Annotated in this window: 17 protein-coding genes and 1 other annotated feature; of the genes, 7 read left to right on the top strand and 10 right to left on the bottom strand. The window is 43.9% G+C overall.

The genetic code is table 11. The features are described from left to right. Positions 1-205 precede the first annotated feature (205 nt). The 4 genes from NYE72_RS24745 to NYE72_RS24760 all read left to right on the top strand — a co-directional run bounded on the left by NYE72_RS24745 (position 206) and on the right by NYE72_RS24760 (position 6156). Positions 206-937 carry an ABC transporter ATP-binding protein gene (locus NYE72_RS24745; protein WP_339210640.1) on the top strand — a complete coding sequence of 244 codons (732 nt, stop codon included), beginning with the start codon at positions 206-208 and terminating at the stop codon, positions 935-937. Then, positions 934-1983 carry an ABC transporter permease gene (locus tag NYE72_RS24750; protein WP_339210642.1) on the top strand — a complete coding sequence of 350 codons (1050 nt, stop codon included), beginning with the start codon at positions 934-936 and terminating at the stop codon, positions 1981-1983. Before NYE72_RS24745 ends, NYE72_RS24750 begins: the two co-directional genes overlap by 4 nt. Before the next feature lie 57 nt (positions 1984-2040). After that, positions 2041-2730, top strand: coding sequence for a TetR/AcrR family transcriptional regulator (locus NYE72_RS24755; protein ID WP_036685015.1), 690 nt, complete (start codon positions 2041-2043; stop codon positions 2728-2730). 81 nt (positions 2731-2811) lie between these two features. After that, a complete protein-coding gene (locus NYE72_RS24760; RefSeq protein ID WP_339210645.1) occupies positions 2812-6156 on the top strand; it encodes an SNF2 helicase associated domain-containing protein in 3345 nt (1114 codons plus the stop codon). 73 nt (positions 6157-6229) lie between these two features. On the opposite strand, the gene NYE72_RS24765 is transcribed toward NYE72_RS24760, so the two are convergent. From NYE72_RS24765 to NYE72_RS24775, 3 genes are all read right to left on the bottom strand, one after another. Then, positions 6230-7648, bottom strand: coding sequence for an exosporium glycoprotein BclB-related protein (locus NYE72_RS24765; protein ID WP_339210647.1), 1419 nt, complete (start codon positions 7646-7648; stop codon positions 6230-6232). 431 nt (positions 7649-8079) lie between these two features. Next, positions 8080-10179 (bottom strand): collagen-like protein, encoded by a 2100-nt coding sequence (locus NYE72_RS24770; protein WP_339210648.1) that lies wholly within the window; start codon positions 10177-10179, stop codon positions 8080-8082. Positions 10180-10224: 45 nt separating this feature from the next. Further along, complete coding sequence (locus NYE72_RS24775) at positions 10225-10584, bottom strand: hypothetical protein (RefSeq protein ID WP_076099427.1); 360 nt, start codon at positions 10582-10584, stop codon at positions 10225-10227. A gap of 570 nt (positions 10585-11154) precedes the next feature. Here NYE72_RS24775 and NYE72_RS24780 point away from each other — a divergent pair. Further along, positions 11155-12693, top strand: coding sequence for a class I SAM-dependent methyltransferase (locus tag NYE72_RS24780; protein ID WP_339210650.1), 1539 nt, complete (start codon positions 11155-11157; stop codon positions 12691-12693). 138 nt (positions 12694-12831) lie between these two features. Here the strand turns inward: NYE72_RS24780 and NYE72_RS24785 are convergent, their stop codons facing one another. From NYE72_RS24785 to NYE72_RS24795, 3 genes are read right to left on the bottom strand one after another with little or no spacing between them, the layout of a single operon-like run. Then, the gene (locus NYE72_RS24785) at positions 12832-13485 is read right to left on the bottom strand and encodes an acetyltransferase (RefSeq protein ID WP_339210653.1); all 654 of its coding nucleotides are present in this window, start codon (positions 13483-13485) and stop codon (positions 12832-12834) included. Next, positions 13482-14618, bottom strand: a complete 1137-nt coding sequence (locus NYE72_RS24790) for an aminotransferase class I/II-fold pyridoxal phosphate-dependent enzyme (RefSeq protein WP_339210655.1) — start codon at positions 14616-14618, stop codon at positions 13482-13484. The genes NYE72_RS24785 and NYE72_RS24790 overlap by 4 nt, the downstream gene beginning before the upstream one ends. 48 nt (positions 14619-14666) lie before the next feature. Then, complete coding sequence (locus NYE72_RS24795) at positions 14667-15527, bottom strand: glycosyltransferase family 2 protein (RefSeq protein WP_076099423.1); 861 nt, start codon at positions 15525-15527, stop codon at positions 14667-14669. A gap of 136 nt (positions 15528-15663) precedes the next feature. On the opposite strand from NYE72_RS24795, the gene NYE72_RS24800 reads away from it, so the two are divergent. After that, entirely contained in the window at positions 15664-17190 is a 1527-nt protein-coding gene (locus NYE72_RS24800; RefSeq protein ID WP_339210657.1) for a glycosyltransferase, read from the top strand. Positions 17191-17470: 280 nt separating this feature from the next. Here the strand turns inward: NYE72_RS24800 and NYE72_RS24805 are convergent, their stop codons facing one another. From NYE72_RS24805 to NYE72_RS24815, 3 genes are all read right to left on the bottom strand, one after another. Then, on the bottom strand, positions 17471-18523 hold the full coding sequence (locus NYE72_RS24805; protein WP_339210659.1) for a hypothetical protein: 1053 nt from the start codon (positions 18521-18523) through the stop codon (positions 17471-17473). 32 nt (positions 18524-18555) lie between these two features. Then, positions 18556-19371 carry a hypothetical protein gene (locus NYE72_RS24810; RefSeq protein WP_339210661.1) on the bottom strand — a complete coding sequence of 272 codons (816 nt, stop codon included), beginning with the start codon at positions 19369-19371 and terminating at the stop codon, positions 18556-18558. A gap of 123 nt (positions 19372-19494) precedes the next feature. Further along, entirely contained in the window at positions 19495-19848 is a 354-nt protein-coding gene (locus NYE72_RS24815; RefSeq protein ID WP_076297420.1) for a hypothetical protein, read from the bottom strand. 272 nt (positions 19849-20120) lie between these two features. Next, positions 20121-20339, top strand: a binding site (T-box leader). A 40-nt stretch (positions 20340-20379) separates the two neighbouring features. Here NYE72_RS24815 and argS point away from each other — a divergent pair. Beyond that, positions 20380-22245, top strand: a complete 1866-nt coding sequence (gene argS, locus NYE72_RS24820; protein WP_339210664.1) for an arginine--tRNA ligase — start codon at positions 20380-20382, stop codon at positions 22243-22245. A 61-nt stretch (positions 22246-22306) separates the two neighbouring features. Here argS and NYE72_RS24825 read toward each other — a convergent pair whose 3' ends face one another. Continuing rightward, complete coding sequence (locus NYE72_RS24825; protein WP_339210666.1) at positions 22307-25651, bottom strand: cellobiose phosphorylase; 3345 nt, start codon at positions 25649-25651, stop codon at positions 22307-22309. Between the last annotated feature and the right edge of the window lie 5 nt (positions 25652-25656).

Here is a 25656-nt window from a genome sequence, read left to right on the forward strand (position 1 = left end):
TCCTAACTTTTGATACAAGATAATGAGTGAGTACTCACTCATTATCTTATCAGAGTGTACAGAGCAGTATAATTCAGGAATATCTCAACACCTTCTACACCATCACCATCACCATCACCATCACCATCACCATCACCATCACCTTATCAGCAACATCTTCAACTCAAGCAAGTATCCCTGAACATTCAGAATCGAGGAGATAAAAATGGGTTCAGAGGTTCCAGTTATTTCAGTGAGCCATGTCGGGAAAGCGTTTGGAGAGAAACAGGTGCTCGAGGATATTTCGCTTCAAGTGGAACGTGCGGAAACCTTTGGCATACTAGGGCCATCCGGCTCAGGAAAAACAACATTTGTAAAGCTGCTTACTGGTATCGATGAGGTAACTTCCGGCGAGGTGAAGATACTTGGCGTGACAATGCCGAAGCTGACTATGCTGCAACAGATTGGGTATATGGCCCAGTCTGATGCCTTATACACGGAGCTTAGCGCGAAGGAGAATCTGGAGTTTTTTGCAGCGCTATATGGTCTAAAGGGGGAGCAACGCTCCAAACGCATCACAGCCGTAATGGAGATCGTTAATTTACAAGATCATTTGCGAAAAAGAGTAGACCAATACTCCGGCGGGATGAAACGCCGCTTATCATTGGCGATCGCGCTGCTGCATGAACCGCCGCTGCTTATTCTTGATGAACCTACAGTTGGTATAGACCCGGTGCTGCGGCTATCCATCTGGAAAGAACTAAAAGCTCTGAACCAGAAAGGCACCACTATTGTGCTGACCACGCATGTCATGGATGAGGCTGAAAAATGTGACCGGCTCGGAATGATCCGTGATGGCAAGCTACTTGCCGCCGACACGCCTGCCGGACTGCTGCAAGCCACCGGTTCAGCTTCTATTGAAGAAGCCTTTTTATATTTTGGAGGTGTGCGTTCATGAGAATCCGAGCAATCACCTTAAGGATTTTGCGGCAATTTATTCATGATAAAAGAACGATGGCGTTAATGTTCATTGCACCACTCCTCGTTCTAAGCTTAATGAGCTTGGTCTTCAACGGTGACGCCTATGAACCAAAAATCGGTGTGTCCGGTGTACCGCTAAATATGTCAGCTGCGTTAAAAGAACAAAATGCCACCATCAAAGAATATGCCAGCGTAGAGCTGGGAAATGAAGCTTTAGTAGAAGGGAAAATTGACGCTTTGATCACTTTGAACGGAACCGCCGGAGATTCGCAAGTTACGCCTCAAGTGCTGTTAGAAGGTAGCAACCCTACAGCCAACAAGGCAGTAATCATGACGCTTCAACAAATCTCCCAGAAGCTTCTTCCAAGCACAAAGGAACAATTACAGCCGCAGATCAGCTATCTTTACGGTTCTGAGAATATGAAGACGATCGACCGTTTCGGTCCCATTATGATTGGCGTATTTGTTTTCTTTTTCGTATTCTTGATTGCAGGTGTATCCTTCTTAAGGGAACGAACCACAGGCACTCTTGAACGCCTACTTTCGACTCCATTAAAAAGATGGGAGATTGTGCTCGGGTATGTATGTGGTTTCGGCATATTTACCGTTTTTCAGGCGCTATTGATCTCATGGTATTCCATACAGATTCTTGGCATTATGATGACAGGCAGCTTTGGTTACGTATTGCTGATCACATTACTCCTATCGATGACAGCGCTGACGTTGGGCACACTGCTGTCGGCTTTTGCAGCCAATGAGTTGCAGATGATTCAGTTCATTCCGCTCATTATAGTGCCACAAATCTTCCTCAGTGGATTATTCCCGCTCGATACCCTTCCACTGTGGCTCCAGCGCGTTGGCCTCGCTACACCGATCTATTACGGATCAGAAGCTCTGATGGACATTATGGTCCGTGGCAAAGGATGGAGCGCAATTGCACTGGATGTCTATGTACTAATAGGATTTTCGCTGCTATTTATGCTGCTGAATGTATTGGCACTGCGCAAACATCGCAAAATGTAATTTCACAAAAGCTATTATCATTGAAACAAAATGAATCAAGCATGGAGGGTTATTGTAATGAAAGAGCAAGTTTCTACGGAACAAAATATAGAAGAGCAGTGGATAGAAGAGCTGCTGACCCTTGGCAAAGACGAGAAACTGACACCGAAGCAGATTTCTATTCTACAAGCGGCGATTGAGGTATTTTCCGAAAAAGGATACTCTGCGACTTCAACGAGTGAAATTTCTCAGAAAGCGGGCGTGGCGGAGGGAACGATTTTTCGCTATTACAAGACTAAAAATGATCTGCTGCTTGCCATAGTAGGTCCTACCATGAGTCGCATGCTTGCGCCTTTTGTGCTGCGGAATTTCAACGGCGTGCTCGATATGCCCTACGACAGCTTCGAAGAGTTCCTGAGGGCATTTATGATCAATCGGCTGGATTTCGCCCGCAAGAATTTTAAAATTCTTAAGATTCTTATTCAGGAGATTCCTTTTCAGCCAACAGTTAGAGCTCAGTTTGTAGAGAATATTCTTAGCAAAATACTGGAGCGCGTGATTGATATTGTTGAACATTTTAAAGAAAAGGGTGAAATCATCGAGGTGCCTACACCCACACTTATACGCTTCACACTCTCATCTGTCGTAGGTTATTTGATGAATCGCTTGCTGCTGCAGCCAGATAAGGACTGGAATGATGAGGAAGAAATCAACCTGACGATCGCTTTTATCATGCATGGAATAAGTAAAACAACACCCCCTATTTGATGCGCACGCCCGTTCTGTTATCATAAGTACTATATTAAATTCGGACTTTTCAAGATCAAGTTATGAGGAAGGAATTATGTTATGGGCTTTAGTGTATCAGAACGGGTAATCAAACTGCTGTGCGGCAAGTCTATTTTTGAAAAAGGATTAGCTTATTACCAAACTGAAAGTGTCGATATAATTGAAGTTGAAGAATACAATGTCTCCATTCCAGATTTGCCCCGCTCTCGATATGAAGCCATAGTTCAGGGGGCGATCGACTATGAAGTTATAGTGGTCATTGATATTGATGGGGATGTCCAGGCAGAGTGTAATTGTCCAGCCTACTCCCATGGCGGGCCATTCTGTAAACATATCGCGGCTGTGCTAATCAACGTTGACGCCCTTAAAAATGGCCAAGATCGTTCAGAGCTTACCGGAGCTTCGCACCTGTCTTCTATAGAAGATACTGAGATTCTAACCCCACGTATTTTTACAGATACTGCGCGAGACAACGGGGGAAAGTCCAGAGATCAACAGCTCGTGAGCAGCCTACTGGGGATGTTCGGCAACCATACACCGCGTCCTAGCGGTACGGGGGCTTTTGTAGATAACAGACTTCCTCTAAATATAGAGTTTACATGCAAGCCATTCACCTATAGTTATAGCCACACCATGCTGGGTATAGAAATGAAAGTCGGTCCAAAACGTCTATATATTGTTCAGAAAATAAGAGGATTTCTAGAAAGTGTACACCGCGGAGAATCCTTTGAATTCACGAAACATTTTATCTATGATCCTGCCATTTACAGCTTTCGGAAGGAAGATAATGTTGTTCTACAGAAGCTGATTGATATTGTATTAAATGAAAAAATGTACCGTGATAACGTCACTCCTTACTCACCTTATGGGGGGAGTATTGGGGGAGATCGGTTGCTGGCCGTCCCTCCTTTTTTCTGGGAGTCGCTTCAGCCTGCGCTTTCAGAGGTCTCTTCGGTATTTTTGCAACAAGAAGAGATGCTGTACGAAGGCATCCATGTGTCTAATGAGGCACCTCCACTCAGCTTTGAATTTGAACAGGCAGAAGAGGACGGATATCATCTGGATATTCAAGGACTTGAGCAGATTTCTGTCTTAGAAGATTACGGGATGGTACTATCGGAAGGTAAGTTGCTGAAGCTATCCCCTCAAGAATGTATACGCCTTGCTGAAATGAAAAAAATGCTGGATTCCTCCCGCCGAAATGGTATCGATATTGCCCCCGAGCAAATGGAGTCTTTTATGGACAAGGTTATTCCTGGTCTGAAAAAGCTGGGCAACGTCCATATCGCCGACTCCATTGCGGATCGGATTGTTCAACATAGGCTTATCGCGAGACTTTATCTGGATCGTGTAAGAGATCGGCTGCTCGCCGGACTAGAGTTCCAATATGGTGACATTGTGATCAACCCTTTAGATGAAAAAGCCCATGTTCGCGGGACGAATTTGATTCTTTTACGAGACGGGGAGGGAGAAGCTCGCATTCTGGAGCTGATGGAGCACGAATCTTTCGCTAAAACCGAAGGCGGATTTATTATGACAGACGAAGAGGGCGAATACGATTTTTTGTACCATACCATTCCGCTGCTGGAACCGCTACTTTCGGTTTATGCGACCTCCGCAGTCAAAGCAAGACTGTTCACGAGCACTACACCCCCAAAGGTGAGCATTAGTTGGAATGAAAAGACGGACTGGCTTGATTTTAAATTCGATATGGGCGGGATTCCAGAAGCTGAGATTGTTATGGTTCTGAAATCCCTGCAGGAAAAACGCAGATACTACCGCTTGCCTGATGGAGCCCTGCTACCGCTGGAGAGCGAGGAGCTTCAAGAAATCATTACCTTTATGAATGATATAGGCATCCGGGAAGGTGAGATCAAAGGGGTGGAATTTTCTCTGCCCGTTGTTCGCGGGTTACATTTGACCTCCACGGATGCTAAGAGTGACTCCATTAAGCTGGGCAGATCCTTTAAAAGGTTACTTGCGAACATGCGGAATCCTGAGAATCTTGATTTCCCTATACCTGACAGTCTGGTTCCTGTGCTAAGGGATTATCAACAGTATGGGTTTCAGTGGCTGAAGACGTTGGCCCATTACCGCTTTGGTGGTATTTTGGCGGATGATATGGGGTTAGGCAAAACGCTGCAAAGTATCGCTTTTCTCCTGTCAGAACTTCCCGAGATCCGCCAGAATGGACTGCCTGCCCTAATTGTCGCTCCTGCGTCTCTCACTTATAACTGGCTTAATGAGCTTAAAAAATTCACGCCAGAGATCAAAGCTGTCATTGCAGACGGTAGTCTAATTGAGCGCGGGCGGATTTTAAAAAATACAGCGAAAGCTGATGTAATCATCACCTCTTATCCGTTGCTCCGCAGAGATGTTCAGCTGTATGCTAAAAAGTCTTTTCATACCCTGATTCTCGATGAAGCACAAACTATAAAAAACCATACTACACAGACAGCCCAAGCTGTAATGGCGCTTCAAGCCCGGCACCGTTTTGCACTTACGGGTACTCCCGTGGAGAATGCGTTGGAAGATTTATGGTCCATTTTCGGCACCGTGTTCCCTGGGTTGTTTCCAGGCAAAAAAGCTTTTCATGATTTACCAAGAGAAACGGTTGCGAAGCGGGCTCGTCCCTTTTTGCTGCGGCGCTTAAAGAGTGATGTGTTAAAGGAACTTCCGGACAAAATCGAATCCGTACAAGCATGTGAACTGCTGCCGGAGCAAAAAAAGTTATATGTAGCTTATCTCGCCCGTTTGAAAAAAGAGGCGCTTAAGCATTTGACCCAAGATAGTTTCGGCAATAATAATCGGATCAAAGTTCTGGCGGGACTAACTCGTCTGCGCCAGTTGTGCTGCCACCCTGCTCTTTTTGTCGATGGATATGAAGGAAGCTCTGCTAAATTCGAGCAGCTGCTCGAAATCATAGAAGAATGTCGCAGTTCGGGTAAACGTATGTTAGTATTCTCACAATTCACAGAGATGCTGGGCCTGATTGGGCGTGAACTAGGATATCAGGGCATTCCATACTTTTATTTAGATGGTCAAACGCCTGTTTCTCAACGAGTAGATTTATGTAATAAATTTAATGAAGGAGAGCGGGATATTTTCTTAATCTCCTTAAAGGCCGGCGGGACCGGGCTCAACTTAACTGGGGCAGATACTGTAATCCTTTACGATTTATGGTGGAACCCTGCCATCGAGCAGCAAGCAGCGGATCGGGCTCACCGGATCGGACAGAAAAATGTAGTACAAGTAATTCGTCTCGTCACCCAAGGCACCGTAGAGGACAAGATGTATGAGCTGCAGAAGAAGAAAAAGAACTTGATCGATGAGGTCATCCAGCCAGGTCAGGAAAGCTTGTCTACCCTCACAGAGCAAGACATCCGGGAGATTCTGATGATCTAAATAACAATGTTTGAGAAAAAATCAGGGATATCCTGCAGCCTCTATGGCTATCGGGATATCCCTTTTCTTCAGATTATGCAATTGTAACTCCTGCACTAGCGTAGCCAGCAACAGTAGTTGCAACGTCAATGCCAGCCGTGACCGTCGAAGTGAAGACCAACAACAAGCGTTCTCCCACAGTTACAGGAATGCTTAAGCCTGTGGTATTACCACTGCTAATAGTTCCAAGAGCAATTAATCCTGTAAGCGGAGGACTTAACGTAACTAAAGCCCCAGGTACTGCTGTGAAGGTATTGTTAGGTGTAGTAGATCTGTATAATTGAGCCGTGATTGTTACCGTAGAACCCACCAAACTAACGGAAGATGTCGCACTGAAATAGGCTGCCATAGACGTAAGCGTTCCTGTTCTAGGAACCGAGAACGCAAAGTTCAGCAAGGTTCCAGCCGCTCCAGTAAGATCTATAGTACCGCCTGTAATACTGATATTGGTCGCACTGCTACCAAAACCAACTGCACTTGAAGTATTCAAAAGACCCCCTAATACAGTGGTCATAGCAACTGGAAGTCCAGAAGAATATGGAATGATTGCGCCTGCGCCAGCAGCACCTGTTGCTCCGGTTACACCAGCACTTCCTGTCGCTCCGGTTACACCAGCACTTCCTGTCGCTCCCGTTACGCCAGCACCTGTCGCTCCCGTTACGCCAGCACTTCCTGTCGCTCCCGTTGCTCCAGCGCTTCCTGTTGCTCCCGTTGCTCCAGCGGTTCCTGTCGCTCCGGTTACACCAGCAGTTCCTGTTGCTCCCGTTACGCCAGCAGTTCCTGTTGCTCCCGTTGCTCCAGCGCTTCCTGTTGCTCCCGTTGCTCCAGTACTTCCTGTCGCTCCCGTTACGCCAGTACTTCCTGTCGCTCCCGTTACGCCAGTACTTCCTGTCGCTCCCGTGGCTCCGACGCTTCCTGTAGCTCCGGTTACGCCAGCACCTGTGGCTCCGGTTACGCCAGCACCTGTTGCTCCCGTTGCTCCAGCACTTCCTGTTGCTCCCGTTGCTCCGACGCTTCCTGTCGCTCCGGTTACGCCAGCACCTGTTGCTCCCGTTGCACCAACGCTCCCTGTAGCCCCAGTAGCACCTGTAATTCCTATATTTTCTCCATATAATTCAGAGTAGACAAGGCGATGAGCAGTCACTAGTTGGCCTGTGCTGCTTTTTCCCCAAACTGAAATTTGAATGGGATCATCAATCATAGTAGGTGTTGTGAATAAAAATTCAAGTGAATCAAAGTTTGCATAATAGTCATTAGTAATTACTTGATTAGGAGCTACATTAACCAGCTCACTTACATATAAAGTTCTTGTCCCATTCATATAATAACCTTCGACTTGAACCGTTGACGGAGTGTCATCGCTCTGATTAACAATTTTAAGAGTAATAAGCTGAGTAGGTCTTACGCCGCCTACCAGATTATTTTCTATGGGACCAGTAGATAGTTGACTCAATTTTCAACACCTCATTTTTTATGAAATTATAATACTCGTATTATTTGAATTTCGAAAATCAACTCACCTGAACAAAACTATCCTCAAGAGTTTCGTATAAACTAGGGTTTTATCTATAATCATTCCTCCCACCTGCTCTAAGTTGATAATCTATGAGCCTACAAATCAGTTCATATTTTTTGGCTCTTTATAGTATTATTCTTATTTTGAATTAAGGTGTGGACATCCATTTAAAAACTACCAATATATTTTAGAAACATTGAAGTCGCTTGAATTTTCATAATGGTAGTACAGTAAGATATAATTCTAAAAAACATTTTTTCGCTCCAGTCGACTCGCGACATATCCTTAACAAAAATAGAGATAACCCGGAAAGCCATACTAATAGCTACCGAGTTACCCCTATTGTATACATCTAACTTAGAGATAATTTAAGTTAATTCATGAATAGACCATACAATCCCTGATGTGTTGGCACCACCCAGATTCAAATTTAAGGTCAAGCCATTCGCTACATAGAACAATCCAATAACATCCCCAGCCGTCAGTGAAAATTCTCCAGCTAGCGTTACTGTTCCGCTTCCTAATATTGCTCTTAAACTCAATACAAGCGCAACATTCACGTCCAGTATAGGGAACAAACCAGTTATTAAGTTTGTTGCTATAGGGGTAGTTCTCTGAACTACGAAAGCAGGATTGACTCCTGCCCCAAGACTTATCGAAAGCGCAGCCGTTGTGGAATAGTTGATGGTCGCTTCAATAGAATATCTGCCTGTTGTTGGAACTGTGTAATTACCCGAAACTGGATTGAAGGACGGACTAGTAAAAGAAGGAGAAGTCACAGTCCATCCCGTAAGTTGAGAAGAAGCAGCAACTGCCAAAGATGACAGACGTGCAGAAAATCCCTCAGCTTGAACGTTCGGTCCGGTTGCTCCTGTTGCTCCTGTTGCCCCTGCTATCCCCGTTGCTCCAGTTTCTCCAGTTACACCTGTTACCCCGGTCACTCCAGCTACTCCTGTTGCTCCGGTTACTCCGGTTGCCCCTGCTACCCCAGTTGCTCCATTTGCACCAGTCGCACCTGTTGCTCCAGACACTCCCGTTGCTCCATTTGCTCCTGTAGCACCCGTTGCGCCAGTTGCTCCATCTGCTCCGGTCGCTCCTGTTACCCCCGTTGCTCCGGTCTCTCCTGCTCCGGTCGCCCCTGTTGCACCTGTTACTCCATCGGCTCCTGTTGCTCCAGTCACTCCTGCCCCGGTAGCTCCCCTTGCTCCATCTGCTCCTGTTGCTCCAGTCGCACCTGTTACTCCAGCCGCTCCCGTCGCTCCAGCCGCTCCCGTTGCTCCAGTCACTCCTGCCCCGGTTGCTCCTGTTGCCCCCGTTACACCTGTTACTCCGGCCGCTCCCGTTACTCCGGCCGCTCCTGTTGCTCCAGTCTCTCCTGCTCCAGCCGCTCCCGTTGCTCCAGTCGCTCCAGTTGCTCCATCTGCTCCTGTAGCTCCGGTCTCTCCTGCTCCAGTCACACCTGTTACTCCATCCGCTCCAGTCGCTCCAGTTGCTCCATCCGCTCCAGTTGCTCCAGTCCCACCAGTTGCTCCATCTGCTCCTGTTGCTCCAGCCGCTCCTGTTGCTCCAGTCGCTCCAGTTGCTCCAGTCCCACCAGTTGCTCCGTCTGCTCCTGTAGCTCCAGTCACTCCTGCCCCGGTTGCTCCTGTTGCCCCCGTTACACCTGTTACTCCGGCCGCTCCCGTTACTCCGGCCGCTCCTGTTGCTCCAGTCACTCCTGCCCCGGTCGCTCCCGTTGCTCCATCCGCTCCAGTTGCTCCAGTCCCACCAGTTGCTCCATCTGCTCCTGTTGCTCCAGCCGCTCCTGTTGCTCCAGTCGCACCAGTTGCTCCATCGCCTCCAGTTGCTCCAGTCACTCCTGCTCCGGTGGCTCCTGTAGCACCCGTTACTCCATCCGCTCCAGTTGCTCCACCTGCTCCTGTAGCTCCGGTCTCTCCTGCTCCTGTAGCACCCGTTACTCCATCCGCTCCAGTTGCACCAGTCGCACCTGTTACTCCATCGGCTCCAGTTGCTCCAGTCACTCCTGCCCCGGTAGCTCCCCTTGCTCCATCCGCTCCAGTTGCACCAGTCGCCCCAGTTGCTCCATCTGCTCCTGTCGCGCCAGTTATACCTTGCGTTGCACCAAGTAACTCTGTATGCACAAGTCGATGAGCAGTCACGATTTGGCCAACGCTATTTTTTCCCCAGACTGAGATTTGAATCGGATCATCTACCAGACTTGTAGTTGTAAATATAAATTCGAACGCTTCAAAATCAGCATAATAATCACGTGTTATGACTTCATTAGGTGCTACATTTACCAGCTCACTTACATATAAAGTTCTTGTCCCATCCATATAGTATCCTTGAACAAGAGCCATTGATGAATCAACGTCACTTCGGTTATCAATTTTGACAGTGACATGTTGAGTAGGTCTTACACCCCCTACCATACTATTGTCTATCGGTCCGGTAGATAAATAACTCAATTCCTCATCACTCCTTTAACGTTAACTGTTTCACTAAAAAAATTATTAAATTAATACTGCCTGCTTCTCCCATGCAACTATGCGATGAGGATCTACCAATGCTCCGGAATTCTGTTTTCCCCAGACTGAAATCCCAATCTCTGCTTCAACTTCTTCTACTGTTGTAAACACAAATTCAAATGCGTCTAAGTCGGCAAAATAGTTCTTAGTTAAGACTTGATTGGGTGCTAGATTTACTGTTTCATTCACATACATCGTTCTTACTACATCTAATACAAAACCTTGAATTACAAGGTTATAAGGATTGATAGCATCGCGATTTACTATGTTCACTGTTACGATTTGTGTCTCTCTAACTCCCATAAAAGAACTGTTATCTATAGGTCCTGTTGTATATATTGCCATCTTTTTTGTTCCTCCCCTCTATTACAAATTGAAAGTTTAGTACGGCAACATTAGTTCTATGATTCGAAATGATTAGCTATATACTGCTCTATACAGCTCTATACAGAAATATTCGTAGCTTAAAGTTACGTGTGGACGTTTTTACATAGAATTGTCAGATTTTTTTATTGAAGAACTCATTTCCTATACCCGCAATCTACTAAACTGTTAATTTACATGCTGTATACATTAGACAAGCAAGCTCAAAATCCACTGTTATTGTATCGCTATCCTTACAACGTTGCCGGAAGAAAGCAGCGCTGTTAAGATATACTGACTTTTGCAATCAATCAAAAGATGTGCCTTATAGCTAAACCAGAACATGTCTTCAGAGCTATTCTTCACTTATATTAATTTTCATGTCACAAAAATCCTCAGACGGAATAGAATAATTAGATAAATTCTTTTGAAGTACATCTTTCCAAAAAACTTCTAAAAAATGTGTAGCTCACCTATAAAAAGGTGTACTGCTCAGGTTGGTGAAGCTAGACAGGTTGTACAACAATTGTCTGGATCATGAGGGGGTAAATAATGATTAACAGGAATAGTTTGTTTCAAAGAATTATGGAAATACAAACTGATTCTTCCTTACATGATTTTGGAGGGGGGAGCCCTCTGAATAAATGTTATGTTATGGCATACTTAATCAAGAAATTCGACCTTAAGAATTATGTGGAGATTGGTGTTTATAAAGGAAGAAGTATCTTTTCTGTATCACAAGCTATTAAAGATAATACTGGAACTGCTTATGGAATAGACCCCTATGAGCTCAGTGAAGCCATGCAATACAATATTGATGAAAACTTAAGAGATCAAGTAAATCACTTTGTTGAAAAATTAAATTTCGAAGATCTATATATAAATTTTATTTTAAAGCGAGAAGCATTTGGACTTAAAAATGTAATTGAATTAATCAGAAAAACCTCATCCGAAGCTGTTATAGATTTACAACATATCGAAATTGATATGCTCCATATAGATGGCAATCATGAATATAAGCATGTTCTTGAGGATCTCACCAATTATGCTCCGCTTATTAAAGACGGGGGATTCATTGTTTTTGATGATATCCATTGGGATTCAGTAAGACAATGCTATGACGATATTAAACAGGATTATATTGTTTTATTCGAAACGATGTATTATGGAATTCTAATGAAAAAAGAAAAAACTCAAAAAAATGTAGACCTTGCAAATTTAACCTCAAAAAAGCTAAAAAGTCTTTATACTAAGCTTCGTAATATTGAACAACAAATACAAAAAAAGAAACCTACGGTTAACGTAGGTGTTCTTGCATATAACCATGAAAAATATATTCTACAATGTCTTCAATCTATAGTGACTCAAAAAGGTGACTTTAATTTAAAAATCGTTATCTGTGACGATAAATCGACAGACAAAACAGCCGAGTATATCGAGTCGTTTATTAAAAGCTCTCCGATTCCTAATGGAGTAAACCTTGTATTCTTAAAGGGTGAAGAAAATGTGGGAATGGTTAAGAATTTACAACGCCTATTGGAAGCTTGCCACGGGAGTGACTTTTTAGCATTAATCGATGGTGATGATTATTGGAATGAAGAACATAGGCTGCAAGAGCACATAGACTTCTTAGGAAGCCATCCAGAATGTGCACTTTCGTTTGATAGTATTATTTTATATTGGGAGAACCAAGGTGTATTTGGACCTCATCCCTTACAGCACGCTAAAACTAAAGAGATTTATACTACTGTAGATATCATTCAGTCTAATATAATCGGAAACATCTCCTGTTGTTTTTACGATGCGAGCTACCTGAATCAAATCCCAGATGATCTATTTACCTCCTCCTTTGTTGGGGATTGGATATTAAATATATTCTATTCTCAGTTTGGAGACATCGGTTATATTAATAAACCTATGACCGTTTATAGAAAGCACGATGATGGGATTTGGACTGGAAATAAGACATTTAATCAATTTGAGAAGAAGAAATATCTAATTGAAAGTGTAGATAAATGTAACCAGCTTTTAGATTTTCTTTATGATGAAGAGTTTACTAAAGTGAAAAATCAACTACCAAGATATCTTTGAATCTACCTAACACTTTAAACCAGTGATATGACCATAGGCATATCTCAAATCTAAGAGATATGCCTATGAAACACATTCAGGTGCACATCACCGGATCGATTGTATCGTGAGAAATTTGTCCGAGAAGATCAAATGCCCCTAAGGTTCAAAATAAGTTGAGTTAAATCTTTTCTTAACGACTGCAGGGATACCAGCAACCAAAGTAAAATCGGGAACGTCGTCTTTGACAAACGCTCCTCCACCAATCGTAGACCAACAACCAATATGGCGTTTCTCACGGACCGAAGCAGCGATACCAATATAAGCGCCTTCATCAATGGTTACATTACCAGCTACATTAACACCAGGAGATATAGTTACGAAATCACTAATTATTACATCATGACTGAGACTAACGCCTTGGTTAATAATAACATGCTGACCGATCCTGATATTTCCAGATAAGATAGCCCCTTGAAAGATCATACTTCCTTCTCCGATGATGTTACTTTGAGAGATTCGAACATGGGGATGTATCAAAGGGGATGCAATACGGAATCCTGATTGGATGGTTTCATGAACGAATCTTTTTTTCAAACTCGTATCACCCACCCCGGCGCATACTAGCTCTACCTCGTTTTTTAATAGCTCAATATCAACCAAAGTTCCCAGAACGGGAACGCCATCGACAATCCGGCCTTTGAACTCAGGTCGTTCGTCTAAAAATCCCATTACCTGAACGTCTAATTCTTCGCATAACCAGTTAATCTCTCTGGCATGACCACCAGATCCCCAAATGACTAGTTTTCTCATCGGTTAGCTTCTCCCAAGTTTCCAAGAAATTTAGTAATTCTTCGAATCTTAACCTCATCCAGTTCCTCCCACAAGGGTAAGCTGACAATGTGTTTGGCGGTATATTCGGTAACCTTCACGGATGCTCTGGGATAACCTTGGAATTGCTTATGTTGATGACATGCCGGAGAAAAGTAGGTTCTGGCTTCAATGGAGTTAGAGGATAACCTTTCGACTACTTCACTGTTGCTTTGGGACTCCGGACTGAGGATAGAAATAAATTGATGAACAACAGATCCTTGTGATTTATGCATGGACCAGCCTTGTTCAAATAAACCTTCTTTGTCCAGTTCTTGAAGATACATTTCATAAATTGCCTTTCGATTCTCCTGTATGGAGGGGAATTGATCTAGAGTAGCTAAGGCAATAGCTGCGGTGTACTCCGACATCTTACTGTTTAACCCTTGGATAACGGACTCTCTGTTGCTGGAGAAGCCAAAATTCCCTGCTTGACGTATTCGCTTAATAAGCTCCTGGTCCATACTGTAGACCAATCCACCTTCTCCAATTCCGAATGATTTGGTGGCATGAAAGCTGAACACTATCGCTCCTCCGAAGCCTTTGCCAAAATGAGTGGCCTCCTCTAAGGTTTTAGTGCCAAAACTAGAAGCAGCATCAATAACTACTGGAACACCTTGCTGCATTAGCCTATTATATAACGATAAATCTATGGCTGTACCAAATGTGGCATAAGGAACAATAACCGCAACCTCATCTCCAAGCTGTTTGACGGTATGTTCTAATTGCTCCCTATTCATTTGTAAGTTGTCCGGTTCAATGTCTAGGAAATAAGGTTCAAGTCCACACCATTGTGCGGCAAGGGGGGTGGCAGCAAAAGTGAAGCTTGGCATAATTGCATATTTTCCTTTGGAGCGCTTGGATTGAGAAATTGCTACCATAAGTCCGACAGTAGCATTATGAACGGTCACAGCGGAACCGGTCCCTCCGAACATTTCCGTAATGACACGTTCTTCAAATAGGTCGTTTAAGGGTCCATAATTAGAATAGATTCGGGTTGCCTCAATCTTCTCATAGTAAGTAAGAAATTGTTCTTTTTTTACTAAGTTAGGTCGTAAAAAGGGGATTTCAAACATGAACGGACCCTCCTTCATTTGTAACAATTAAATCTAAGATAGGAGTTTCTATAAGGTTGTTAATATCATTTCAATTCGCTTGATATCATTAAAAAATTGATGATGATCTTTTACACGATTAAGATAAGAATGGAGTGCAGCTTTATATAAATCATTTGTCTCTAGAAATCCATCATCTCTAGCGGCGATAATAATATCCAACCATTCAGAGAATACATTAGGACCAAGTGTTTGATTATTTTGATTAGGATGTATGCGGAAATAGCTTAGAGGTTCTGGAATATACACTGCTTTTCCTTTGGATAGTAAGTTTAACCAAGAGGCTAAATCATTGAGAAGAGAATACTGTTTTCCTGAATACACTCCAAATCGATCGATAAGATCGGCTTTTTTGAATAATACCGTTGTAGGTTCACCTATTACATTTAAGCAACGACTTAATGCAATATTTGCAAGCTGCTTACCGTCCATGATCCTTGTTTCTTGATATAACCTATTCGTTGCATAGAGAGGAGGGATAATTACACCTGATTCATTAATCGTTTGTCGGTATGAGGTAACCAGCGTAATGTTTTCAAATTCTCGAAAATAGCAGATCATCTTTGCAATTTTTTCTTTATGAAATACATCATCATCCATTAAGTAATTGATATATTCCCCGGATGCCAAGTTATAGCACTTATGCCAATTTTCAAGAAAAAGATTTTTTTCATTTTTGAAATATTTTATTTGAGGAAACGCATTTAAATAGGGAACTAGCATCTCTTGTACATTATTATTCGAGCTATCATCACAGATGACGATTTCTATATTCGGATAGGTCTGTTCGAGTACACTATCAATGGCGATTTGAAGCGTATGCGGTCGGTTATAAGCAGGTATTACTACACTCACTAAAGGGTATTTCACATGAATCCACCTTTCTAATTCGGCAATGTGGATTTTTTTCATTTGCTAACATACACATAAACACTCCCATATATATATTAATGAGGCATCGAAATGATGATAAAAATGTCTTCACAACTAGTAAAGGGGAATGTTCATGTCACTCGATTTCACTCCATTATTGACAGCTCATCTTTTTGTAGCTGATACGGTGTTAAAGAAAGAGCTTGAAAGGTTTGTAGAGAGAATGGAAGAAAGCCATATTACCGTAAATCAGTATGCAGCAGGCCATCCTTTACAAGAGACTTTTTTCCAAGGACCTCACATCTATATTTCTTTGGGTGAGGGTTGGGGCGCGTTTAGTGCTCTTATTGAATTGCCTAAGCATGAAAAAAAACGCTGGTTGCACTTTCATTCACCTAACGAAATTCAGCCTGAACATTTATTTTTCTGCTGGCTCAAAGCTACAGACCCTCTCCCAGAGAATCGGATGATTCCTCCAACTCGTTTTTCATCAGGCACACCCTTAATATCCGTATTTACTGCCGCCTACAGATCCAAAGAGAAAATTGATCGGCCTTATCAATCCTTATTGAAACAGACATATACAAATTGGGAATGGGTAATCGTAGATGATTCCGGTGATGATGATGAGACATATAGACAATATTTACTTCCACTAAATGACTATCGTGTTCGCAGATATCGTCAAGACTCACGTAATGGTTATATCGGGGCAAATAAAAGGTATGCTGCAGGGCTATGCAAAGGAGAAATATTAGTAGAAGTCGATCATGATGATGAGCTGACAGCTGAATGCCTTGAGAAAATCGTCAGTGCGTTTAAGCAAAATCCAGATTGTGGATTTGTATATGGGGATTGTGCCGAGGTGTTTGCAGAAAGTAACTATGCGCATTGGTACGGTTGGGACTGCGGCTTTGGTTACAGTATTCATTACCGGGTCTGGCTGCATGACATGAACCGCTGGCAAAATGCTCAGAAACATACAACTATTAACGGGAAGACCATTTCTCACCTTGTCGGTTTGCCTAATCACCCTCGTGCTTGGACAAGAGATTGCTACCATCTAATCGGAGGACATCGAGATGAATTATTGGTAGCAGATGATTACGACATGCTGGTACGTACATTTCTTTGTACTAAAATTGTACAGATCCCTGATTTGTTATACATCCAATATCGCAATGAACATGGGAATAATACCACTTTTTTAAGGAATAAACAGATTCAAATTCTGGTTCGGCAATTAAAGAGAGCATACAATCAAAGAATTACAATGAGATTAATCGAGCTTGATTTACCGGAAAAAATACCGTATAACCGCATATGGGAGACCTCCGTTAATGATCCTGCCCGGAAATCTGCACATGTGATTCATGAGGATTCTTCCCGTTACTCAATACTGTTTCCGATTCCATATAGTTGTCCTGAAGAGCACATCCAATTAATGAAAACACTCCAAAGGGCTGTTGAAAACAATTTTAGGAACACAGAGATAGTGGTTGTTGGAAGAATTCCGGAGGAAGTTGAAATCTATGCCTCTAAAGCTCCTACCGGTGCCATTCGATGGTGGCCGATGCAGCAAAAGGATTCACTCGAAACTTGTATACAATATGCCAAATACATTGCTTCGTGTAAGGAAAAGGTGGTTGTATTACCGTAAGCCGGAGCCTGTGTTTGGCGATATAAAGAATAACCGTGGTTTTAAGAGATCCCTACTTCATCGCTTACCAAAAGTAAGTATAGAGGTCGGGTGGCTTTCTCTTGCCCACAATCTACTAAAGAAGGCTTCAGTGAACGCAAAAAAAAACACGAAGGAGCTAAGCATCTACAAACCGCTTAGCTCCTTCGTCCATTCGTATTTCAGTAATGTTTGGCACTTAGGTTATTCCAAAGATACTTTTGGGACAGCCCCATTAAAGTACACCATTAACTTGAATCCCTCAGGATCTATTATAACACTGTAGGTCCTTGAGGTCCTTGATCACCTTGTGGTCCTTGATCACCTTGCGGTCCTTGTACGCCTTGAGGCCCTTGATCACCTTGAGGTCCTTGATCACCTTGTGGTCCTTGATCACCTTGTGGTCCTTGTACGCCTTGTGGTCCTTGATCACCTTGTGGTCCTTGTACGCCTTGAGGCCCTTGATCTCCTTGTGGTCCTTGTACGCCTTGAGGCCCTTGATCTCCTTGTGGTCCTTGTACGCCTTGAGGCCCTTGATCTCCTTGTGGTCCTTGATCACCTTGTGGTCCTTGTACGCCTTGAGGCCCTTGATCACCTTGTGGTCCTTGATCACCTTGTGGTCCTTGTACGCCTTGTGGTCCTTGATCTCCTTGTGGTCCTTGTACGCCTTGAGGTCCTTGATCACCTTGTGGTCCTTGTACGCCTTGAGGTCCTTGATCACCTTGCGGTCCTTGTACGCCTTGAGGTCCTTGATCACCTTGTGGTCCTTGTACGCCTTGAGGTCCTTGATCACCTTGCGGTCCTTGTACGCCTTGAGGTCCTTGATCACCTTGCGGTCCTTGTACGCCTTGAGGTCCTTGATCACCTTGTGGTCCTTGTACGCCTTGAGGTCCTTGATCACCTTGCGGTCCTTGTACGCCTTGAGGTCCTTGATCTCCTTGCGGTCCTTGTACGCCTTGAGGTCCTTGATCACCTTGTGGTCCTTGATCACCTTGCGGTCCTTGTACGCCTTGAGGTCCTTGATCACCTTGTGGTCCTTGATCACCTTGCGGTCCTTGTACGCCTTGAGGCCCTTGATCACCTTGAGGTCCTTGATCACCTTGTGGTCCTTGTACGCCTTGAGGTCCTTGATCACCTTGTGGTCCTTGTACGCCTTGAGGTCCTTGATCACCTTGTGGTCCTTGATCACCTTGCGGTCCTTGTACGCCTTGAGGTCCTTGATCACCTTGTGGTCCTTGTACGCCTTGAGGTCCTTGATCACCTTGTGGTCCTTGATCACCTTGCGGTCCTTGTACGCCTTGAGGTCCTTGATCACCTTGTGGTCCTTGTACGCCTTGAGGTCCTTGATCAGCCTTGAGGTCCTTGATCACCTTGTGGTCCTTGTACGCCTTGAGGTCCTTGATCACCTTGTGGTCCTTGATCACCTTGCGGTCCTTGTACGCCTTGAGGTCCTTGATCACCTTGCGGTCCTTGATCACCCTGTGGTCCTTGATCTCCCTGTGGTCCTTGATCTCCCTGTGGTCCTTGATCACCTTGTGGTCCTTGTACGCCTTGAGGTCCTTGATCACCTTGTGGTCCTTGTACGCCTTGAGGTCCTTGATCACCCTGTGGTCCTTGATCACCCTGTGGTCCTTGATCACCTTGCGGTCCTTGGTCCCCTTGAAGTCCTTGGTCACCTTGCGGTCCTTGATCACCTTGCGGTCCTTGTACGCCTTGAGGTCCTTGATCACCTTGCGGTCCTTGGTCCCCTTGAGGCCCTTGAGGTCCTTGGTCTCCTTGCGGTCCAGTATCACCCTGAGGGCCTGCGATCTCGGTTCCTAAAAGTTCATCAGAGACTAATCGATGGGCAGGCACGAATTCCCCAGCAGCATTTTTACCCCATACAGAAATTTGTGTTTCATTCTCAGCTGGTCCACTTATGGTAAAGACAAACTCTATTGCATCGAAATTAGCGAAATAGCTTCTAGATAATACTTCATTAGGACCTATGGTTACTAATTCTTGTACATATAATATTCTGGTACCATTTAAATGAAAGCCCTCGATAACAACATTAGAAAAATTCACAGGATCACGATTATCCAGTTTGATTAACACGGTTTGAGTGGGCCTAACACCACTAACCGGATCATTAGCAATAGGTCCTGTTGATAGTACTGCCATTACGGCACTCCCTCCTTTCTGGAAAATACAGTTAATCAAGATTTCTTGTTAAACTGCTCTTTTTTATAATATGTTTCAACTATCTAATAAGAATGTGGTTATTACCCTGCATATATGTTGAATTTATGTTTCTGACTGCTCCTCTGCAACAACTCGTTGAACATCGATAATTGCACCACTTTCATTTCTCCCCCAAACTGAAACCTCAGTGCTTATTTCAGCAAAACCGTCTGTGGTGAACACGAATTCATATGCATCAAAGTCTGCTCCAAAATTTCTCGTAATAACTTCATTGGGTGCAATAGATATTTCTTCTAGTACGTAGAGTGTTCTGAGACTGTTTAATTTGTAACCTTGAATATGAACAGAAGAAAAATTGATAGAATCACGGTTTACAATTTTGATAATAACCGTTTTAATTGTTCTGACACCACTAACAGGATCATTTGCAATGGGTCCTGTTGATAATACTGCCATTGAGCTATTCCCTCCTTTATTAAGTATTTTTCAAAAATTCAGATTAAAAAAATACAAAATTTAAAATTGGGAAAAGGTTAATAATTCCCCTTCTATTGTATTAATGATTGGTTTCATTTGATTGTTTGAATGCCCAAAAATTTTATATTGATTTAGCTATGATTTGATAGTTTTTGAGACTTCTAAATCCCTGCAAGATGCTCAAGGAAATTGGGATTAGCTCCACCACCCTTGCTTTTTTCGAAATATTAGTTATACTGATAAAAATTATTCAAGCATCGATGAGCGGGAGAGTAGTTAACGAGATCTAGTCCTCAGCGAGCCGGGAGAGTGTAAGCCGGTACAGATTCCTTTAATGAAGCGCACCCGTGAGATGGACTTCTGAATCTTAGTAGGAAGTCCCGGCTGAAGGCCGTTATCCCGTAAGGTGGCTGAACAACTTGTTCAGCAACGAGAGTGGTACCGCGAGCGCTAAAGCCCTCGTCTCTTTTGAGACGAGGGCTTTTTTGTATTTTCAAAGGAGGGTATACCATGTTAAATCAAATCATCAAAGACGGAATCGAGCACAGTGTACACCGTGTATTCAATACTTTAGGAGCTGACTATCCAGAGGACATTGCCATTCTGATCGAACAGCCAGCAAATCTAGAACATGGTGATTATTCATGTAATATCGCTATGCAGCTAGCCAAAACTCTACGTAAATCCCCAATGGTCATAGCAGAATTAGTGAAAGCAGAACTTCAATTCAAAGGGCGTTTCGCCGGTCTATTGCAAAAAGTTGAAGTCGCTGCTCCCGGATTTATCAATTTGTATATGAATTGGCAAAGCTGGTCTGAACATTCCTTTGAACTGCCTGCCAGCACTGGGGAAAAAGTCATCATCGAGCACACTTCTATCAACCCCAACAAAGCCGCTCATGTAGGTCATCTAAGAAACGCCTGTATTGGCGATACTCTAGTCAGAATTATGAAAAGAACTGGGTATAACGTAGAGGTCCATAACTACATTGATGATCTCGGCAATCAGCTGGCGGATACAGTTGTTGGATTATTAAATATACCTTTAGAAGGGGAACATCAACGTTTCGGTGATTTTTGCTGGGATCTTTATGCCAAAGTGAACAAAGAATATGCGCTGAACCCTGAGATGACACACAAGCGCACAGATATACTGCACTCCCTTGAACAAGGTGGCGGCAATGAAGCCTGGCTGGGCAACCTTGTAGCTGAACGTATCGTTAGAGAGCATGTAGAGGAAATGAAACATTTTGGGATTTATTATGATTTGCTGGTATGGGAGAGCAGTATTTTAAAAGAGGGATTTTGGGCAGCCGCAGCTGAGCTACTGAAGCAGACAGCCGTTTTTGTACAAGAGACTGAAGGTAAACTCGCAGGCTGCTGGGTGCTGAAGCAAGGAACAGAGGCTAACATTGGAGCGGATTCAGAGGAGCATCATCTCGATAAGGTGCTGGTGCGTTCGAATGGGATTTTAACGTATACAGCCAAAGATATTGCCTATCATCTCTGGAAATTTGGTCTTTTAACCAAAGATTTCTCCTATAGCGAATTCTCGTCCGGTTTATGGACAACAGGATTAACTGGAACCCAAGAGTCTTATGGGCAGGCGGACAGAGTCATCAATGTGATTGATTACAGACAGGAATATCCACAACAGATGGTTAAGCAAGCCTTAGGGGCACTAGGTTATAACGAGCAAGCAGACAAAATCCATCATGTGAGTTATGGTGTTGTATCTCTTAGTCCCGCCTCGGCTGCCGAGCTGGGTATAGATATTTCAGAAGGCAAATCTTCTTATGCTATGTCCGGACGACAGGGAATCGGGATTAAGGTAAGCGATCTGGTGGAACTCATGGAACAGAACATCGAATACTCACGTTCCGATAAAGACGGCCTCTCCAGCCGAATGATTGCCACTGCTGCGATTCGCTACTATCTGCTACGGTTTAATTTAGGAACGGAAATCGTGTTTGATTTCAAACAGGCTACCGAAATATCCGGCAATACCGGAGTTTATCTGATGTATACTTTTGCGCGTGCGACAAGCGTTTTGAGTAAAGCTACGATCCCAATCCTTACAGCTGCCGCACAGCTTCAGTTCCCTTCCAAATTGGAAAAAGCAGAGCTTGCGCTGCTAAGACAGCTAAGCCTCTGGCCGAAGATATTACATTCAGCAAGTATAGAGTTAACGCCAAATACGCTCTGCACTTACGCCCATACCCTAGCTACCCTGTTCAACAACTTCTATTCTGTATGTCCAATTCTAAAAGGCGATTCAGCCACGATCGAATTCCGCCTCTGGCTCACTTCAAGATTCAAGGACATCTTGGGAGATGTGCTCGAAGTGCTTGGGTTACCGACACCGAGCCGAATGTAAAAAACACAAAAAAAGGGCAATCTCCGCGCTTAACGCGGAGATTGCCCTTCTATATATAATGTTACTTATAAATCTCTATCACATTTCCAGCTTCCGTGCTGAGACGGTCAAAGTCCGCACGCTTGATGCGAACACCACCGCTACGATAGCGGTTAGGTGTACCTTCTGTTTGCACTTCCGTACCGTTGATAGTAATTCGACTGATCTCACGACCTGTAAGATGATAGATAAAATCTACCTTAGTGCCTGCATATTCAAAGCTAAAGTGCATTCCATCCAGCGATTCCGGCAGAATCGGGTCAACAATTAAGTCTCCACCTTCCGTACGGATCCCCAGTGCATTCGAGATTAACTGGTTCATATAGATCCCAGGACCGCTGGAATAGATTCTCCAGCCACCTTTAACAGCTACGTCACCATTGCGCAGTTTATCGAAATTCTCCTGTGCCTCATAACGGGTGTTAAATTTACCATCCGAGCTACTGAAATAGGAGTTAGCTTGACGTAGTTCAGCGTTTGGCACCACATCGCGGATTCCGATCGGATTAATCGCTGCCAGACCCTTCCAGACCTGATCGGTTTTACCGAGCTTGGCCATAGCCTCTACATAACGGATATGTGCATGCACATACTGAAGTCCAATTTCCCGGCCAAAGTTAGCCGCTTGCTCCGCACGTTTGAAATGAGTGCTGACCCCGCCAACATATTGAGCTGGACGATTCATCAGACGTACACCGTCAGGGCAGAATAGTTTATCCTGAATGACATCATAGTGTGCTTCGGCCTGTTCCGGAGTAAGCAGCTCACTGATCATACTGCGCGTCATTGGCAGCAGACGGTACTGGATACCTGTTTCTGTGTCACTTGGGTGCACCATAAGCTTAATCTGCTCAGGGTCCTCCATATACAGGAAGCCAGGAATCACTTCGGATTGAAGCATATGAGTATGGAAATCCTTACGGATTCCTTCCACCATCGCCTTCAGTTCCTCTGCCTCAGCTTGATCAACTGAACGAAGTACCTCTGAGAACTGATTAAGTGTCTGATAGGTAAGCGCCACTGTCCAGCTGCTAACCATATACTGCTTCAGCTGTGGATTTGCAGGCTGGAGTGTATCATCCCAGTCTCCATCACCGTAAGAAGACAGATGTGTGTCATGCAGGAAATGATCCTTAATATAAGCAATTTCCTTCCGCGCATGATCCAGCAACGTCGCTTTTTCTTCTGTAAAGTCAAAGCTGTGCTTACGGGTATACGGCACTGTTGCTCCCAAGATGCTGTAATCCTGAGTTACTGCCAAGTAGTCTCCAAGCACCTTAAGCGGCCACACAATAATATCTCCATGGCTCTCTTCTTGTTGTATCTTCGTGTATTTATCAAACATGAACCATTGTGGCCAGTTGCCATCATCTTCATATTGATGACTATACAGCGTCAGCAAAATTTCACGAACCTGTTCGTATTTTTGCGTAGCCATGAAATATTCCACAGGTCCCTGACATACATCCCGTGTTCCCCAAGCAGCGCCACCATATTGCTCTAAACCATGTGGAACCGAATAGTGAACCAGCATGTTATGTGTGTACCACCAAGTCAGAGCATTAACCTTAAACAGTTCACCTTCTGTTCCGTCCCCAAGCGTCAGGCGGAAGCCATTCATCACACCAGCATAAAATGCGCGATAAGCAGAAATCTCTTCCTCAGCTGAACGATTTCTTGGAGCAAGTGACTTACCATCCAGAAGGCCTTGAATATTCAAGGTCCATTCACTGCTGGCAGACAGCTCCAGTACTGCTAACGGTGCTTCAGTTGGTTGAACAGGAGAGACAAGTCTACCTTCATCCTGCAGAGTTAACTCCGCACCCTGTACCTGTAATTTATACTGTAAGTCAGGATATTCACCAGCACTTAGTGCGCTTCTGTCAGCCGAGAAGATTACTGCTCCACCTTCTTGCTTAGATTGATATGGAAGCTCGTATTCGTTAACGTTCATGGTGATTTGATTAGTGACTAAATAACGATAAGCTCGTCCGCTTTCCGAACGCACATTCAGGAATATCTCTGGCGAATCTTCGGTGGTGTAGTTCGTAATAATGAAGCATTCACCATCTGTTCTGTAATACCAACGAGCATAGTTGAAACCAACCTCAAATAGAGAAGGCATGGTCAGCAAACGATATTCACCGTTCCACTCTACATAAATGCGTTGTCCTGAAGCTTTTGGAATGTTAAGCGCATTTCTTGGATTGGACATTAGCTTGTTAAAATTGGTATTTCCAATTACCACCTGGGAGTTAAAGATCCCGTACATATATGAAGTTGTTGTGATGACCTTATCATTAAGCCGAGCGTTATCCCCACTCATCAGGATATGGCCGTGTGGCCGTTCTACGCGCATTTCTTTCTCTTTTAATACTACGTGCTCATAATTCTCCGTGAAAAAGGAAAGTAGTGTGTCTCCTTCTCTCTCCTCCTGATAACGAACCGGAAACAAGACCTCGATCTCTTTCTCTGTCAGCGAATCTGCAGCCAGCGGTGCTCCCAGCTCCTTCGAGAAGAAAGAACGTTCAAGTGCTGCTTCAGCTTCTAAAGGTAAATCTTTAACAGCATCCCAAGCCGCAGCAATATCATTAGCAAATTCTAACGCAGTGATCGCTTCTGGATGATCTTGCTTAAACAATCCGTAGAACACAAACCGTGTTTCCCCGCTCAGCTTCACCCGTTCCGATTGCAGCGCAGTATATGCGAATTCATATTGATAGATTTCATTACTTAATTGCTCACGACCCAAGCTCTCTGGTTGGTTGGTTTCTTTATAGGACAGTCCAAAGAATTGAAAACCATCTGTTGAGAAGCTCGTTGCCTTGGTAAGTGAACCCTGTTGCAGATATGGGAATTTCCCGCCCTGTGGCTGATTCTGTCTAGAGCAAACAACGTACCCTTTGGATTGATCCTCAAATACCGCATGATCGATATACTGTGACAAGTAAGCTTCATTACTGCGGACAGCGGCGATATCAGCAATCCCTACATCCTGTCCGTACACGAGATCTACCTCTGCATTTTGTCCAGTAAGCTTCACATCCCAGAACCAAGTTCCTCCTGCAGTAGGGGTGAAAATAACTTGATATTCTATATTTTCCGCAGTACCTTCCCAAACCAAACGGTTTCCAGCCTTACGTACAGTGCTTGAAGAATGAATGCCAAGCAAAGGAATGGCTTGAATGTTTCCATCATTGTGCACTCGCAAATATAGATTGGATAATGAGCCGTCCACAATGCTTGGCAGCAATTGATTGATCATTGTCCGTTCGTAAAGGACTTGGAACAAGTCCCCGCTGTTTGTAAAAGTGAAGGATAGATCCCCGGCGTTTAAACGGATGTTAGTATTCAAATTAGTAGTCATATTTT

Source organism: Paenibacillus sp. FSL L8-0333, assembly GCF_037965665.1.
Classification (GTDB): domain Bacteria; phylum Bacillota; class Bacilli; order Paenibacillales; family Paenibacillaceae; genus Paenibacillus_AQ; species Paenibacillus_AQ odorifer.

What these genes read in the sequence shown, in the direction of transcription:
- NYE72_RS24745 (WP_339210640.1), top strand. Translation starts at nt 206, where the DNA reads ATGGGTTCAGAGGTTCCAGTTATTTCAGTGAGCCATGTCGGGAAAGCG.
- NYE72_RS24750 (WP_339210642.1), top strand. Translation starts at nt 934, where the DNA reads ATGAGAATCCGAGCAATCACCTTAAGGATTTTGCGGCAATTTATTCAT.
- NYE72_RS24755 (WP_036685015.1), top strand. Translation starts at nt 2,041, where the DNA reads ATGAAAGAGCAAGTTTCTACGGAACAAAATATAGAAGAGCAGTGGATA.
- NYE72_RS24760 (WP_339210645.1), top strand. Translation starts at nt 2,812, where the DNA reads ATGGGCTTTAGTGTATCAGAACGGGTAATCAAACTGCTGTGCGGCAAG.
- NYE72_RS24775 (WP_076099427.1), bottom strand. Translation starts at nt 10,584, where the DNA reads ATGGCAATATATACAACAGGACCTATAGATAACAGTTCTTTTATGGGA.
- NYE72_RS24780 (WP_339210650.1), top strand. Translation starts at nt 11,155, where the DNA reads ATGATTAACAGGAATAGTTTGTTTCAAAGAATTATGGAAATACAAACT.
- NYE72_RS24785 (WP_339210653.1), bottom strand. Translation starts at nt 13,485, where the DNA reads ATGAGAAAACTAGTCATTTGGGGATCTGGTGGTCATGCCAGAGAGATT.
- NYE72_RS24790 (WP_339210655.1), bottom strand. Translation starts at nt 14,618, where the DNA reads ATGTTTGAAATCCCCTTTTTACGACCTAACTTAGTAAAAAAAGAACAA.
- NYE72_RS24800 (WP_339210657.1), top strand. Translation starts at nt 15,664, where the DNA reads ATGTCACTCGATTTCACTCCATTATTGACAGCTCATCTTTTTGTAGCT.
- NYE72_RS24810 (WP_339210661.1), bottom strand. Translation starts at nt 19,371, where the DNA reads ATGGCAGTACTATCAACAGGACCTATTGCTAATGATCCGGTTAGTGGT.
- NYE72_RS24815 (WP_076297420.1), bottom strand. Translation starts at nt 19,848, where the DNA reads ATGGCAGTATTATCAACAGGACCCATTGCAAATGATCCTGTTAGTGGT.
- argS (WP_339210664.1), top strand. Translation starts at nt 20,380, where the DNA reads ATGTTAAATCAAATCATCAAAGACGGAATCGAGCACAGTGTACACCGT.
- NYE72_RS24825 (WP_339210666.1), bottom strand. Translation starts at nt 25,651, where the DNA reads ATGACTACTAATTTGAATACTAACATCCGTTTAAACGCCGGGGATCTA.